14 protein-coding genes and 1 pseudogene are annotated in these 13,626 nt (G+C 49.8%); 8 read left to right on the top strand and 7 right to left on the bottom strand.

The genetic code is table 11. The annotated features are described in order from the left end of the window. Nucleotides 1–98: 98 nt before the first annotated feature. The 6 genes and pseudogenes from WN59_RS04110 to WN59_RS04090 form a co-directional block, all read right to left on the bottom strand. Nucleotides 99–1,313 (bottom strand): NAD(P)H-dependent oxidoreductase, encoded by a 1,215-nt coding sequence (locus tag WN59_RS04110; protein ID WP_408005393.1) that lies wholly within the window; start codon nt 1,311–1,313, stop codon nt 99–101. A 9-nt stretch (nt 1,314–1,322) separates the two neighbouring features. Further along, nucleotides 1,323–1,438 (bottom strand): annotated as a pseudogene (locus WN59_RS13940) (PTS glucitol/sorbitol transporter subunit IIB); the annotation flags it as partial. Between the two features lie 112 nt (nt 1,439–1,550). After that, nucleotides 1,551–3,992, bottom strand: a complete 2,442-nt coding sequence (locus WN59_RS04105; RefSeq protein WP_046513072.1) for an ATP-dependent Clp protease ATP-binding subunit — start codon at nt 3,990–3,992, stop codon at nt 1,551–1,553. A gap of 2 nt (nt 3,993–3,994) precedes the next feature. Beyond that, nucleotides 3,995–5,023 carry a protein arginine kinase gene (locus tag WN59_RS04100; RefSeq protein ID WP_046513069.1) on the bottom strand — a complete coding sequence of 343 codons (1,029 nt, stop codon included), beginning with the start codon at nt 5,021–5,023 and terminating at the stop codon, nt 3,995–3,997. Continuing rightward, nucleotides 5,010–5,531 (bottom strand): UvrB/UvrC motif-containing protein, encoded by a 522-nt coding sequence (locus WN59_RS04095; protein ID WP_046513066.1) that lies wholly within the window; start codon nt 5,529–5,531, stop codon nt 5,010–5,012. The genes WN59_RS04100 and WN59_RS04095 overlap by 14 nt, the downstream gene beginning before the upstream one ends. Nucleotides 5,532–5,535: 4 nt before the next feature. Then, nucleotides 5,536–6,003 (bottom strand): CtsR family transcriptional regulator, encoded by a 468-nt coding sequence (locus WN59_RS04090; protein ID WP_046513063.1) that lies wholly within the window; start codon nt 6,001–6,003, stop codon nt 5,536–5,538. A 201-nt stretch (nt 6,004–6,204) separates the two neighbouring features. Here WN59_RS04090 and WN59_RS04085 point away from each other — a divergent pair, with 201 nt between their 5' ends. After that, entirely contained in the window at nt 6,205–7,419 is a 1,215-nt protein-coding gene (locus WN59_RS04085; protein ID WP_046513061.1) for a NupC/NupG family nucleoside CNT transporter, read from the top strand. 135 nt (nt 7,420–7,554) lie between these two features. Further along, a complete protein-coding gene (locus WN59_RS04080) occupies nt 7,555–8,364 on the top strand; it encodes a metallophosphoesterase (protein ID WP_046513059.1) in 810 nt (269 codons plus the stop codon). Between the two features lie 45 nt (nt 8,365–8,409). On the opposite strand, the gene WN59_RS04075 is transcribed toward WN59_RS04080, so the two are convergent. Further along, complete coding sequence (locus WN59_RS04075) at nt 8,410–8,697, bottom strand: YerC/YecD family TrpR-related protein (protein WP_017550009.1); 288 nt, start codon at nt 8,695–8,697, stop codon at nt 8,410–8,412. Between the two features lie 159 nt (nt 8,698–8,856). Here WN59_RS04075 and WN59_RS04070 point away from each other — a divergent pair, with 159 nt between their 5' ends. The 6 genes from WN59_RS04070 to hisH are packed head-to-tail and all read left to right on the top strand — an operon-like array spanning nt 8,857 to nt 13,625. Next, entirely contained in the window at nt 8,857–9,660 is an 804-nt protein-coding gene (locus WN59_RS04070; RefSeq protein ID WP_046513056.1) for an ATP phosphoribosyltransferase regulatory subunit, read from the top strand. Further along, nucleotides 9,657–10,259: an ATP phosphoribosyltransferase gene (gene hisG, locus WN59_RS04065; RefSeq protein ID WP_046513052.1), complete on the top strand. Its 603-nt coding sequence runs from the start codon at nt 9,657–9,659 to the stop codon at nt 10,257–10,259. The genes WN59_RS04070 and hisG overlap by 4 nt, the downstream gene beginning before the upstream one ends. After that, entirely contained in the window at nt 10,259–11,491 is a 1,233-nt protein-coding gene (hisD, locus tag WN59_RS04060; protein WP_046513050.1) for a histidinol dehydrogenase, read from the top strand. The genes hisG and hisD overlap by 1 nt, the downstream gene beginning before the upstream one ends. Before the next feature lie 4 nt (nt 11,492–11,495). Next, complete coding sequence (locus WN59_RS04055; protein ID WP_046513047.1) at nt 11,496–12,530, top strand: pyridoxal phosphate-dependent aminotransferase; 1,035 nt, start codon at nt 11,496–11,498, stop codon at nt 12,528–12,530. Beyond that, nucleotides 12,475–13,053, top strand: coding sequence for an imidazoleglycerol-phosphate dehydratase HisB (hisB, locus tag WN59_RS04050; protein ID WP_046513044.1), 579 nt, complete (start codon nt 12,475–12,477; stop codon nt 13,051–13,053). Before WN59_RS04055 ends, hisB begins: the two co-directional genes overlap by 56 nt. Beyond that, a complete protein-coding gene (gene hisH, locus WN59_RS04045) occupies nt 13,050–13,625 on the top strand; it encodes an imidazole glycerol phosphate synthase subunit HisH (protein WP_046513041.1) in 576 nt (191 codons plus the stop codon). The genes hisB and hisH overlap by 4 nt, the downstream gene beginning before the upstream one ends. Nucleotide 13,626 lies beyond the last annotated feature (1 nt).

Raw genomic sequence — 13,626 nt, 5'->3', positions numbered from 1 at the left:
CTTCTCATTTTTAATGATGGCCATATAGATATTATTTTTCAAAAAACCATGAACCTCCCTGTGCGCGAATCCGTGGTTATTCTAGTAGATATCATAATTTATCGCTCAAGCATAGCATCCTGTTTTTTTCTGAGATTCCATATGAGGGAGGAATCATCATGGTCGACGTCACTGTAAGTGATGGCCTCCCCTTTTTTGACATCATTTTTCAGCATCAGTTTATTGCTGACAAGTCCGATGGGCAGGGCATTCATGGATTTGGCCTCTTCATAATCGTAGATTCTTCCGTATATTGTATACCCTCCGATTGTATCCAGGCTGTCTCCCGCTTTCAGATCGACTTTGGCGACTGTTGCTGTCTCAGCAATCATCCCTTTGTATGGTGCACTGGTCGGTGTGTTATGAAGATAAGCTTTCGCAACTGACAGGGGCGTCTCGAGACTTGTTAGGTGATACGGCCTGTAAAGCACATAATTCGGCCCTTCCCCCATGCTCAAATATTTCATCTCTTCATTCACTTCTTCTTTTTCTGATGAGATGATGGCGAATACACCGGGTGCGATGCCCTGTACAAAGTCGACGATTTTATGATTCCTCACCTGTCCGCCTTCGGATTCGAGCCTGAAAATGTCCGGAAGTTCTTTGACACCGGCTTTAAAACCATGCATTCCCGGCTTATCCGGCAGAAACCCAGTGGCGTTTGCCGCCGCATTCATCTCCACCATGGTCTTGGTGCCGTCCTGGAATGAAGCGATCATTTTGGGATTGGATTTCTTCTTTCTTGCCGCCTCTGCCACACTGTCAGGAGTGGCACCTGTATTCAACGGATTGTTCTTTCCTTTACCCAACCCGACCACTTCAAATCCGAGTGCATCGGCAAAATCGTACAGTTCCATTATCGCTCCCGGTTCATCACCTGCAGACCCCGTATAGACGACGCCCTGCTCCTCTGCCAGACTGTTCAGATAGACACCGACTGTGATATCCGCTTCGACATTCAGCATGACGATGTGCTTTTTATGCTCAATGGCCCCGAGGGCAACTGAAGTACCGACTTCCGGGACCTCCGTTGCATCAACAATCACATCTATACCATCCACCTGGCACAGAAGACCGGAATCTGTCATTGCAACACTCTTGTTCTCCTTCACCGCCCGTTCCGCCTTCTCGAGAGTATCCGCGGTCACCACTTCTTCAGGAGGGACACCGGCCAGTTCATACGCCCTGGCTACATTATCAATCTGTAGATCTGATGTTGCAACGACTTTCATACCATTCATGGAGGGAATCTGAGAAATCATGCCTCTGCCGATCTGTCCTGCATTGGCAATAAGATCGCCGATGCCGATAAATGTAATGATACCGATAAGCATTGATACGAATGCCATGAATGGAAGTATGTTTTTACGACCTGGTCGATTGTTTCACGTCCGGCCTGCTCAGCGGCGCTGTCGATGTGCTCGTCACCGATGATGAGACTGCGCAGAAAATCCTCTCTCTAAACTAAAAAGTGGCGGCCCCCACAAAATCGGGAGCCGCCACTTCTTCATTTATTTTTCCACTTTTTCCTTCTCGTCTGTGCTGACATCAAACTCATCATTTTTGTAGTCGATTGTCACTACTCTTCCTTCCAGCTGCGCGCCGGACAATAGGGATTCACTCAGCCTGTCCTCGATATGACGCTGGATGGAGCGTGCGAGCGGCCTTGCTCCATATTCCGGATCATAGCCGTCGTCGGCGATTTTTTCTTTCGCCGCTTCTGTGACTTCAAGATGGATTTCCTGTCCCGCAAGCCTTGTTTTCAGTTGATCGATCATGAGTGTCACGATTTCTTTCAGATGTTCTTTCTCGAGGCTGTGGAAGACGATGGTATCGTCGACACGGTTGATGAATTCCGGACGGAATGTGTTTTTCAGCTCTTTCATCATCGTGTTTCTGATCGTGTCATAGTCCCTTGCATTATCTGTAGTACCGAAGCCGGCAAACTTCTGATCTTTGAGCTCCTGTGCCCCGATATTGGACGTCATGACGATGATCGTATTGCGGAAGTCCACTGTGCGGCCGTTGGAGTCTGTCAGCCGGCCGTCATCAAGCACCTGCAGCAGCATGTTGAATACATCGGGGTGCGCTTTTTCGATTTCATCGAAAAGGATGAGTGAATAAGGTTTCCTTCTCACCTTTTCGGTGAGCTGGCCACCGTCATCATAGCCGACGTAGCCCGGAGGTGAACCGACAAGTCTCGACACGGAGTGTTTTTCCATGTACTCACTCATATCAACGCGGATCATCGCATCCTCTTCACCAAACATCGCCTCGCTCAGTGCCCTGGCGAGCTCTGTCTTACCGACACCTGTCGGCCCGAGGAAGATGAAGCTGCCGATCGGCCGTTTAGGGTTCTTGAGGCCGGCACGGGCACGCCTTACCGCTTTGGAGATGGATTCCACTGCATCATTCTGGCCGATCACCCTGTCGTGGAGGATAGATTCCAGATTAAGCAGCTTTTCCGACTCCTCTTCCGCAATCTTTGCGAGCGGTATGCCCGTGATGCCGCTGATGACGAGTTCGATATCGCCCCTCGTCACGGACTGTGAAGACTGGCCCTGCTCTTTCTTCCAATCATCTTCACGGTCTTCGAGCTCTTTTTCAAGTTTTGTCTGCTGATCGCGGAAGTTCGCCGCTGCTTCGAATTCCTGGCTTTGAACCGCCGCGTTCTTCTCTTTTTTGACTTCCTCAAGTTTATTTTCAAGATCTTTAAGATCCGGAGGAGAAGTGTAGCTCCTCAGCCTCACTTTGGAAGACGCTTCATCTATGAGGTCGATCGCCTTGTCCGGCAGGTATCTGTCCTGGACATAACGGTCGCTCATCGTAACCGAAGCTTCCACGGCTTCGTCACTGATTGTGATCCTGTGGTGCGCCTCATAGCGGTCGCGCAGACCTTTCAGGATGAGGATGGCATCCTCCACATTCGGCTCGTCCACCTGCACCGGCTGGAAACGGCGTTCGAGTGCCGCATCCTTCTCAATGTGCTTGCGGTACTCTTCCAGCGTCGTCGCACCGATACACTGCATTTCACCGCGGGCAAGTGCCGGTTTGAGAATATTGGATGCATCGATTGCACCCTCGGCTCCGCCGGCACCGATCAGTGTATGCAGCTCATCGATGAACAGCACTACGTTGCCGGCCTTGTGGATTTCCTCCATGACCTTTTTCATACGCTCTTCGAATTCACCGCGGTACTTGGTGCCCGCAACGACCGTCCCCATGTCGAGTGACATGACACGCTTGTCCTTCAGTGTTTCAGGCACTTCGTTTTTGACGATCTGCTGCGCAAGCCCTTCGGCAATCGCAGTCTTACCGACACCCGGTTCACCGATCAGCACAGGGTTGTTCTTCGTCCTTCTGCTCAGGACTTCGATAACCCGTGTGATTTCGCTTGAACGCCCGATGACCGGATCCAGCATGTCATCACGGGCAATCTGTGTGAGGTCGCGTGCGAGCGAATCCAGCGTCGGTGTGTTGTGATCCTTCTTCATATTATCCTTCTGTTGGAGCGCCTCCGGATTGCCGAGCATCTTGATCACCGCAGCACGCGCTTTGGTTATATTCAGGTCAAGGTTGGATAATACCCTGGCGGCCACGCCTTCGCTTTCACGGATCAGGCCGAGGAGCAGATGCTCCGTACCGACGAAATTATGATGCAGTTTTCTCGCTTCGTCCATTGAAAGCTCGATGACCTTTTTCGCCCTCGGCGTGTAATGGATGGAAGAGGAGGATTCCGACCCTTCATTGATGAGGTTGAACACCTCTTCTTTGACTTTATCCTCTGTAATATTGAATGATTCCAGCACTTTCGCTGCGATACCTTCGTTCTCCTTTACGAGACCGAGAAGCAGGTGCTCCGTACCAATATTCGAATGTTTGAGGTTGATTGCTTCTTCCTGCGCGTATGCGAGCACTTTCTGTGCGCGTTCTGTCAGTCTGCCAAATAGCATATTCATTTCCCTCCTGATAATTCTCTTAAAAGCGTTGCACGTTCTTCATCGACCGCCTGTTCAAGAGATGTATAGTGTTTGTGCTGTTCGTTCAGTCTCATTTTGAGAAAAGCCGGCTGGATCAGCTGAATCCATTTCTGGAACTTGAAACCGTCATGCTCAAGGACTCCAAGATCAATGCCCAGCTTGACATCACTCAGGCATTTCGCCGCTTCTTTAAGAGACATCTTATATGCATGCTTCAGCAGCCCGTAGGAACGGGATACCGAATCTTTCACTTCAAGAAGATGTTCGCTTTCAAGACGCGAGCGCATCTCAAGTTCTTCTTCGATGATCTGCGACTTCAGTTCATCCAGGTTCTGGATAATCTCTTCCTCTGCCTGTCCCAGTGTTAGCTGATTCGACAGCTGATATATATGCCCGAGAGGAACGGACCCTTCTCCATATATACCTCTTAACGTAAATCCGAAACGGTTTAAATTGCCTGACAGCCGTTCAATTTTCCTACCCAGTGTAAGAGCGGGAAGATGGAGCATGACAGAAGCCCGCATGCCGGTGCCGACGTTGGTCGGGCAGGCCGTCAGGTAGCCGAAGTGTTCATCGAAGGCATAGTCCACCACGTCTTCCAGGGATTCGTCTATCTCTTCAGCTTCTTTGTAGAGTTCGTGGATTGGCACGCCCGCGCCCATCGTCTGGATACGTATATGATCCTCTTCATTGATCATGATGGAAACCGATTCATTCTCATTGATGAAACTGTGCAGTCCCTGCCTGGTAAAGAGCGGACTGATCAGATGCTTTTCCACAAGCAGCGCCTTGTCTTCGAACTTCAGCATGTTCATCGACACTTTCTGATAGTCATCAAAGGCTGTACTGAGTTTTTTCAGGACCGCATCCAGTGCATCGTCATCCCTCACCATATGCGGGAAAGGGATATGCCTGACATTCCTGGCAAGCCGCACCCTTGCTGACATTTCAACAGGGAGTTCGGCGGATTCTTCTATCCAGGGGCTCACATTATTTTGCGCCATCCATTCCACCTGCCTTCTCAAGTTCCCTGATTTCATCACGGACGACTGCCGCTTCCTCGAATTCCTGCGATTCTATAAGTTCCGACAGTTTCTGCTTCAGCGTCTCAATCTGTTTTTTGACCTTTATCTGCGAACGGGATTTTTTCGGCACTTTACCGATATGCTCCGTCTGATGCGCCTGGACACGTGTAATTATTTCGGGGACCTGCCTGTCAAATGTGGTATAGCAGTCCGGGCAGCCGAACTTTCCATTCTTGACGATTGAGTCGATGGTCGAGCCGCACGTTTCACATTCCTTGCGCTTCCTCTCCTTCTGCTGCGTCGTCTGCTGCTGGGAAAGTGATTTCAGAAGCTGATGGATGTTGAATGAATCATCCGGGTAGCTGAAGTCACTTTCAAAGGAGGCATTTGCGCACTGTTCACACAAAAACTTTTCCGACTTGTCCAATCCGCTGCCTTTTGTAATGTGGATGGTCGCTTCACGCACATTGCATGATTCGCATTTCATCCGCTCACTCCTCGCTGTATAGAATAACGTCTATCACTCTTCTCAGAATGCTCGCCCTTAATGTGTCACGGTATGGAAGTTCCAGCATCAGTGTTTCACGTTCCACTGCAGCGTTTATGATCTTTGCCTCTTTGATGGTTATGACCTCATTTTCGAACATGGACTGGATGATACGGTTTGCATTCTGTTCAGATACACCATCGCCGATGAGTCTCTTCAGATGGGCAAGATATTCAGACTTGGAATGGGTCTCCACTTTGGTAATCCTTATATACCCCCCGCCGCCGCGCTTGCTTTCCACGGTATACCCGTGTTCATTTGTGAAGCGGGTCTTGATGACATAGTTCAGCTGGGATGGGACGCAATCAAATTTTTCTGCAATATGTGCCCGTTTTATCTCAACAACCTCACCGCCGGAATCCTGGATCAGCTGTTTCAAATATTGTTCGATGATGTCCGACATATTACGCATTTCATCACCTCTTTTGACCTTCTTTGACTATAATTATATAATCTCAATCAAAATAAGGCAAATGGAAAGTTTTATAAATTCCCCCTTTATTTCTGTAAACGTTTGCATTATAATAATTAAGGACTATTTTACAACCAGGTTTAAAACGCACATAATGAATCCATACATAGTTGTAAATAAAAAATTTATGAGGTGACTGTATTGAGTATTCTACTGGGTATTATCGGCATTGCTTTCACGCTGTTTTTAGCATGGCTTGCCAGCAGCAACCGTAAACTCGCCTTCAAAAACTGGAAGAACATCCTCGTTCTTCTCGCCATCCAGCTGATTTTTGCATTCCTTCTTCTCTCGACAGGCGCTGGACAGGCGGTCATCGGCGTATTGGCTGATGGATTTAACGTGCTGCTCGGTTTCGCAGCAGAAGGTGTTGCGTTCGTAATGGGGGACCTGACAACGCTTGAAGACGGCACGCCTGCAGACGTGTTCTTCTTTAATGTTCTCCTGCCTATCATCGTCATTTCCGCACTGATTGGTATTCTGCAGTTCACTAAGATCCTCCCGCTCATCATCCGCGGAATGGGAATCCTGCTGACCAAAGTGACCGGCATGGGTTACCTTGAATCATACAACGGGGCAGCATCCATGGTTCTCGGACAGTCCGAAGTATTCATTTCCCTGAAAAACCAGCTGCCTAAACTGACAACACACAGGCTGTACACACTTTCAGCACAGTCCATGGGATCCGTTTCACTGTCCATCGTCGGCGCATACATGACGATGCTTGAGCCGCAGTATGTAGTTGCAGCAATCGTGCTCAACCTGTTCGGTGCATATGTCATCGTACACGTAATCAATCCTTATATACTGACAGAAGAGGAAGAGGCTGCCACTGACATCGGGGGCAGCCCGGATGACGGCAAATCCTTCTTCCAGATTCTCGGGGACTATATCATGGACGGCGCCAAAGTCGCCATGACCGTTGCAGCGATGCTGATCGGTTATATCGCACTGATCGCCATCCTGAACCAGGCATTCCTGCTCATCCCCGGTGTCAGCATCACATTCCAGGATGTGCTCGGCTACATCTTCATGCCGATTGCATTCCTCATCGGCATCCCGTGGTCCGAAGCACAGCAGGCAGGTGCACTCATGGCGACGAAGCTCATCACCAATGAATTCGTAGCGATGCTCGACTATCAGGCGATTGCCGATCAGTTCAGCCAGAAGTCACAGGCGATGATTTCAGTATTCCTTGTTTCATTTGCCAACTTCTCAAGCATCGGCATCATTGCAGGCTCTGTCAAGGGGCTTCATAACGAAAGCGGCGACAAAGTTGCGAAATTCGGCCTCAAACTCGTCTACGGTGCTTCGCTTGTAAGTCTGCTTACAGCAACAATCGTCGGTTTCTTCGCATAATAAAATACCGTTTTACATTGGAGGCCGGATCCGGTCTCCTTTTTGTATTCTCAAGCCCGGCAGCCTCCCAAAATGGCATTTGGAATTCAGAATGATAGAATTGAAGTCAACAATAGAAAGACGGAGAGATTCATTATGAAAATTGGCGTCATTTCCGATCTGCATATCGATCGCGGGGATATAGGGATCAAAACATATGAAACACTGCTGTCGGAGGAAGTGAAATCCCGCGAACTGGATCTCCTGCTCATTGCCGGAGATGTTTCCAGTCATTATACAATGACTGCGGAATTCCTTGAAAACATGCGCAGCCTCACGGAGATGGAGATTCTCTTCGTACCCGGCAACCATGACTACTGGCTCAAAAGCAACGAGGATATGACGACGCGGGATGTGTATGAATTCTATAAGCACATGCCGGGCAGTCTCCTGGAATCGCCCTACATCGTAAATGACGACTGGGCAATTGTCGGCCACAGCGGTTGGTATGACTATACTTATGCAGATGAGCGCTTCGGTGATGAGAAGCTCGCCCGAGGAAAATTCTACGGCGGTACCTGGCAGGATAAGCTGAAGGTGGACTGGCAGATGCATGACAGGGAATTATCCAGGGTCTTTGCGGACAAAGTGGAGACTGACATGGAAAAAACCGATGGCAGGAACATCATCATGATGACTCATGTTGTCACCAACAGAAGATATGCCGTCCCCATGCCCCACCGCCTTTTCGACTATTTCAATGCATTCATCGGCACCTCGGATTTTGATACACTGTATGAAAAGTATCCCATCAGATACAGCATCATGGGGCACGTCCATTTCCGCCACCAATTCAGGCAGGACAACCTCACATATATATGTGCCTGCCTCGGCTATCAGCGCGAATGGCGGACCGATGATATCAAAACGGAGATAATGAATACTTTGCAGGTGATAGAAATATGACTGCGAACCGAAAAACCGTATGCGGCACAAACCCGCATACGGTTTTTATTCCATACGGTCTATGATCCTGTGATAGCCGTCACTGCCGTAATCAAGGCACCGTTTCACCCGTGAGACTGTGGCGCTTGAAGCCCCGGTTTCATCCTGCACTTTCTGATAAGTCTGCCCTTCTTTGATCCTCTTGGCCACCTGGAAGCGCTGCTTGAGCGACACCAGCTCATTCGTGGTGCAGAGATCATCAAAAAAATGGTAGCAGTCATCGAGATTCTCGAGTTTCATGATTCCTTCGAACAGGTCATCAAGTTCTTTTCCTCTCAGTCTATCTATCTGCATGGCGTTCCCTCCATTAATACGACCATCATAACAAAACACTTTAGCTATTTAAAGTGTTGAATCAATTGTCTGAAATGTCTTGCATTGGATAGTTTTATTTGTTACTATTCTATTTATTGATTACTCTTTATCACGCTAAAGTATTAAAGGAGACAGCCTATGAAGAACGAATTGATTATGAACCGTCTGGCACTTGCACAGGACTATACCCGGCTGCTTGATGATGAAGGGTACCAGCTGATCGATATGAACATGGTGGAACCGTTCCGGATTGATGATAAACGGCACCATTCCTCCACAATCATCTTCGAAAAGAATGAACAGCTCTTCTCCATCCGCAGCGACTGGACGAGATCCCTCCTGAACTATAACGATAACTACTACCTCAGCCACCGTTTCTTCGGATACTTCGGACCGGTGGTCAGGAATTATAAAACATTCTATCAGGCTGGCGTGGAGCTCTATGGTCCGACAGAGACAGACGTGCTGGACAGCATCGATATGCACCTGTCATTCATCAGAGAAACATACGGCCGTGAATTCAGCTCGATTGTCGTCAATGACGACAAACTCCTCGATCTGTATATCGAAAAGTATGGACTTCCCGGGGACATCCGCAAACTTGTCCATGAAAAGAACCTGTCCGAACTGCAAAAGCGCCTGGGCCGGACGCATCCGCTCTATAAACTGATGACGGCGAAAGTCAGCGATCAGATTACACTTGTGAACAGGGAATTCGGAGAGACGGATATCATGAAGTTTCTCAACCATCTCGACGAATATCTCAGGAAGTACGGCATGAAGTTCATCCTGGACCTGTCATTCCGCTCCCCGCAGTCATACTACAACGGATTTTATTTCCAGGTGTTCCTGGACCATGACTATCCGCTGTTGAGCGGCGGCGAATACAACAGCAGTGCATTCGGCATTGCGGTGAACCTGTCCAATGGAGGTCTCCTATGATTACTGTTGCATTGACAAAAGGACGTCTTTTCAAAGACTTCATCAAATATATGGAAGAAAACGGACTGAATGATTATATCGGGGCGCTGACCGGTGAAACACGGTCCCTCTACACTGTAGTGGATGATGTAAAATTCATCTTCGCCAAAGGCCCCGACGTCCCGACCTATGTCGAAAGCGGCGTGGCGGATCTCGGAATCGTCGGTTCGGATATCATCGCTGAAAATGAGTTCAACATCCTGAACGTCTCCCAGCTGCCGTTCGGTGACTGCCACTTCTCCGTTGCCGCCCTGCCGGGGCAGGAAGCGTTCGGCACCATCGCAACCAAATATACGAATGTCGCCTTCGAACACTTCAAAAACAGGAAAATGGATGTGTCGCTCGTCCATCTGAACGGTTCTGTCGAACTGGCGCCGCTTCTCGGACTGTCCGACGCAATCGTCGACATCGTACAGACAGGCGGCACGCTCAGGGACAACGGACTGATCGAATACGAAAAGATCATGGACATACATGCCCGGCTCATCGCAAACAAGCGCACATTCTATACCAAGGAAGACGGAATATATGAATTTTTGAAAGAAATCGGGGTGGTCTGATGGATGCACTGGAATTCAGGGAAATATTTCAGGACCGGACGGAAACGGCCGGATTCGAAGGCATGCGCGGTGTAATGGAAATCATAGAAGATGTAAGGCGAGACAAAGATGCAGCTCTCCGGTCGTACACGGAAAAATTCGACGGGCGTGCCCCCGGCACATTCAGAGTTCCCCCGGAAAAACTCAAGGCAAGTTATGATGCACTGCCGGAGGACAGGAGGCGGGCACTTGAAAAGATCAGGGGACGCATCGAAGACTACCAGAGAATGATCAGATACGAAGACCGGGATGACGGAGAATTCAAATATGTCTACCATCCGCTTGAGAAAGTCGGCGTATACGTGCCGGGCGGAACGGCGCTGTACCCTTCCAGCGTGCTCATGACGGTCGTCCCGGCGATGGTAGCGGGCGTTGACGAAATACATGTCGTGACACCGACATTCGAGGACAGCAACATCACTTTCGCCGCCCTCCATATATGCGGTGTAGAGAATGTGTATACCGTGGGCGGCGCCCAGGCGGTCGCAGCGCTTGCATTCGGCACGGAATCCATACCCAAAGTGGACAAAATCGTCGGCCCCGGCAACTACTATGTCGCACTTGCCAAGCGCCTGCTGTTCGGGGAGGTCGGCATCGATATGATCGCCGGACCGAGCGAAATCCTTATCTATGTGGATGAGGATGTCAATGTGGAGGCAGTCGTCTATGACATTTTTGCACAATCGGAGCATGACAAAAATGCACGCACCTTCCTGCTCAGCGAAGACCAGGAGATCATCGACCGGATCGAAGACAGGATGAGGGATCTGATTGACCGTCAGCCGCGTGCCGAAATCATAAAGCAATCCATCGACAATAACCATTACGCAGTCGTGGATTCCCGCCAGTCCCTCCTCGCACTGGTGAACCACATTGCGCCGGAACACGTTTCCGTGCAGCACAGGGATGCCGATATGATCATCCGCAATATCAAGTATGCCGGCGCGGTATTTGAAGGATACTATTCTCCAGAAGCCATCGGCGACTATGCAGCCGGCCCGTCCCATGTGCTGCCGACAGACCGGACGGGGCGTTTCAGCCACGGGTTGAACGTCAACGACTTTCTGACAAGCCACGCGGTCATCTCACTCACTGAGGATACTTTTGGTGATATCGCAGAATCGGCGATGACAGTTGCGGAACAGGAACAGCTGGATGCACATTATCAATCATTGAAAATAAGAACGGAGTGATCAGATGATCCACATGGACAGGAACACAAGTCCGCTCTCCCCGCTTTCCGATGAAGCTGTCTGGGAAGTCGCAAGAAATACAGTCTTCCATGAATACCCGAGTGATGAAATCACCCGGTTCAAACAGCTCTACGCCGATTATTACGGCATTCGGCCGGAACAGGTGGAAGTCGCCAACGGCTCTGATGAATGGATACAGAAGACGATTATGACGCTCGGACAACGTGGCGTCATGGCCCTCTCCCCCGACTTCGTCATGTACGAGGAGTATTCCAGGCAGACGGACGCACCGTTCTACACGGTGCCCTGTGATGCAGAGTTCCGTTTCAACTTTGATGAAGTTGTACGCTCCATCGAGAAGAATCGGCCGTCTTTGTTTCTGATATCAATGCCGCACAATCCGACCGGACAGCTCTTTGATGCTGAAACACTCGATCGTCTTTCACAGGCGATGAAAGATGCCGGCGGCTATCTCGTGCTGGATGAAGCATATGCTGAATTCGCACAAGCCTACCGGAGACCTGCGGGGGAACATGTCATCATCATACGCACGCTCAGCAAGATTTTCGGCATTGCCGGACTCAGGGTGGGCATCGCAGTTGCGGACGGGGAAACTTTCAGCCGCATCACCCGGCTGAACCACCCCTATCCTGTGAACTCCCTCTCTTTGAATCTTGCATCAAGGATATTCGAAGACAGGGATGAACTGAAAAAATTCACAGATTACCAGCTGGCGTCAAAAAAACAGCTTGCCGCGGCATTCCGCCCGGTCGGGGACAAGATAAAGACAATCGAGTCCAGTACCAACTTCATCTTCACCTACGGCAGGAACGCAAGGTCTCTCGGAGAGTACCTGAAAGAAAACGGCTATCAGCCGAGGATGTACGATACATCGCCTTTAGGCGATGTCGTCCGCTACTCCATCATCAGGCTTGAAGATTATACGGGTCTCGAAAAATTAATCAATGAATGGAGCACACAATATGATCAGGAAAGAAAGATCGACACAGGAAACACGGATTTCCATTTCACTCGATGATGAAAAGTCATTCAAAGAATCAAAGATCTCCACAAATGTCGGCTTTTTCGACCACATGCTGACCCTCCTCAGCTTCCATTCGGAACTCTGCCTTGAAGTGGAGGCAGACGGCGATAATGAAGTGGATGACCATCATACAGTCGAAGATGTGGGCATCATACTCGGCCAGCTGATCCGGGAACTCTATACAGAAAAGGAGTCGTATCAGCGTTACGGAACGACATATATCCCCATGGATGAATCTCTGGCGCGTGTTGTGCTCGACCTGTCGGGACGTCCGCATCTGAATTTCCAGGCGGAATTCTCCAAAGAGAAAGTCGGCACGTTCGATACAGAGCTCGTCCTGGAATTCTTCAACGCCCTCAGCATGAACAGCAGGATGACGCTGCATATCGACCTTCTCAAGGGTGGTAATACGCATCATGAAATTGAAGCGGTGTTCAAAGCGTTCGCGAGAAGCCTGAAAGCAGCGCTAAAGGCCAGCGGGTCTGGCATTCCCTCCTCCAAAGGAGTCATTGAATGATTGGCATCGTCGACTATTCCCTGGGCAATATCCAAAATGTCAAAAACGCTCTGGACAAGCTGGGATATCCATATCTCCTCTCCAGTGAGCAGAGTGAGTTAGAAAGCTGCGACACCGTCATCCTGCCGGGAGTCGGGCATTTCGGGAATGCAATGCAGTCGATTGAATCACTCGGCATAAAAGACACACTGCTTGAAATCGCCGGATCGAAGCGGATCATCGGCATCTGTCTGGGCATGCAGCTTCTGTTCGAATCAAGTTCCGAAGGGAACAGGGAAGGTCTCGGTCTGCTGAAAGGGCATGTCCGCAGAATGGATACACCGTTCACCATCCCCCACCTCGGCTGGAATACTTTGAACAGCGAATGCGGGTCCCTGGACGGCAGGGATGTTTATTTCATCCACAGCTATATGGTCACAGGAGGAGCAGACACGATCGCCACCACCGGATACGGCATTGAGGTGCCGGCTGTCGTCCAAAAAGGCAGCATCATCGGCATCCAGTTCCATCCCGAGAAGTCGGGGGACGCCGGACTGGAAATACTGAAAACCGCCATAGAAGGAGGCTTCTGAT

The sequence above is a fragment of the Salinicoccus sediminis genome (genome assembly GCF_000986795.1).
GTDB lineage: Bacteria > Bacillota > Bacilli > Staphylococcales > Salinicoccaceae > Salinicoccus > Salinicoccus sediminis.
This window is presented reverse-complemented; position numbering and strand designations above follow the sequence as displayed.